2 protein-coding genes are annotated in these 1,508 nt (G+C 33.3%); one reads left to right on the forward strand and one right to left on the reverse strand.

Annotated elements, in window-relative coordinates; translation table 11 throughout:
- On the forward strand, positions 1 to 275 hold a 275-nt coding region (locus IDG60_RS27525; RefSeq protein ID WP_206160802.1), incomplete at its 5' end, for an Hsp20 family protein.
- A gap of 106 nt (positions 276 to 381) precedes the next feature.
- Here the strand turns inward: IDG60_RS27525 and IDG60_RS27530 are convergent.
- Positions 382 to 1,508: nitrate/nitrite transporter (locus tag IDG60_RS27530; RefSeq protein ID WP_206160803.1), on the reverse strand; the 1,127-nt coding region annotated here is incomplete at its 5' end.

Below are 1,508 nucleotides of genomic sequence, written 5' to 3' on the forward strand. Positions count from 1 at the left end.
AAGCTGAACTAGCAGGTGTAAATAAAGAAGATATTAGTATCGATTTCAATAATAATACGCTCACTATTCAAGCTACTAGAAGCGCAAAATACAAATCTGAACAACTCATTTTAGATGAGCGTAACTTAGAATCATTAATGCGTCAATTTGATTTTGAAGCTGTTGATAAGCAACATATTACTGCTAGTTTTGAAAATGGGTTATTAACCATTACCTTGCCTAAAATCAAACCAAGCAATGAAACTACTTCATCAACATCTATTCCAATTTCATAGTTAAATTTAAAATGAATACACTACTAAAGCCTTAATGTCATGCTACGAATATTGCGCATGATATTAAGGCTTTGTATTTAACTAAATGAATGTCATGTATTACATATCAACCGTTTTTCAATGAGCCATATTCTTTTTGGTATAAATGACGCATGGTAAATAATGCAATACATCCAAATACCGCTAAGAAAATAAATGCTAAATGACTTGATCCTGTTAAATTAGCTACGTACGTGATTACTAGTGGTGGGAAGAATCCTCCTAAACCACCCATCATTGATACGATACCATTTGCGGATCCCGCTTCATTTAAGAAGTAGGATGGTACTAATTTGAAGATTAAGCCGTTACCAATACCTGCACAAATACTTATTGTTAAACAGCCTACAGTGAATAATGCGATATGGTCTGAAATACCTAAAATAATGGCACCGATAATCATAACAACAAAATCAATCATCAATACTTTAACTGCATTAAATTTATCACCTAAAATGCCACCTATTGGTCTTAAGAATGTTGCCAGCGCAATGAATACACCTGATCGAATACCAGCATCTACTTTGTCAATTCCAAAATGATTTACTAAGTAGTTAGGTAAGAAAATACCAAATGCTACAAAAGCACCAAAAGTAATGAAATACCAATAACTTAAGTAATATAATTTGTAGTTTTTAGATAATGTTTTCATTTGTGCCATTAATGGCACTTTAATTTTACGTTCTTGTGTATCACCAAATATAAACATAATTAATGCAAATAAAGCGATAATAATTAAGTAACTTCTAACAGTTGTTTGCCAACCAATAATACCCGCAATTGGCGGTGCTAAAAATGAAGAAACTGCTGTACCGATATTTCCCATACCATAAATACCATTTGCTAGACCTACTTTTTCTTTAGGGAAATATTTAGGAACTGATGTAACACCAACTGAGAAAATTGCACCACCTACACCAAGGAAAAATCCTGACGCCATTAACATACCCGGTGTTTGTGCTTGGCTTAAGAAAAATATCGGGAATAACAATACGATAAAACTAGTAAAGAATACCCATTTAGCGCCAACAATGTTTGTTAGATAACCAAATGGCACACGGAGCACCGATCCCAAAATAACTGGTATCGCTAAAATGATTGATATTTGACCTTCAGTAACATTGACATCTTGTTTAATAAAGGGCATTAATGGCGCAATTATACTCCAAGCCATAAACCCAACCACTAAACTTA

The organism is Staphylococcus sp. EG-SA-2, from assembly GCF_017152085.1.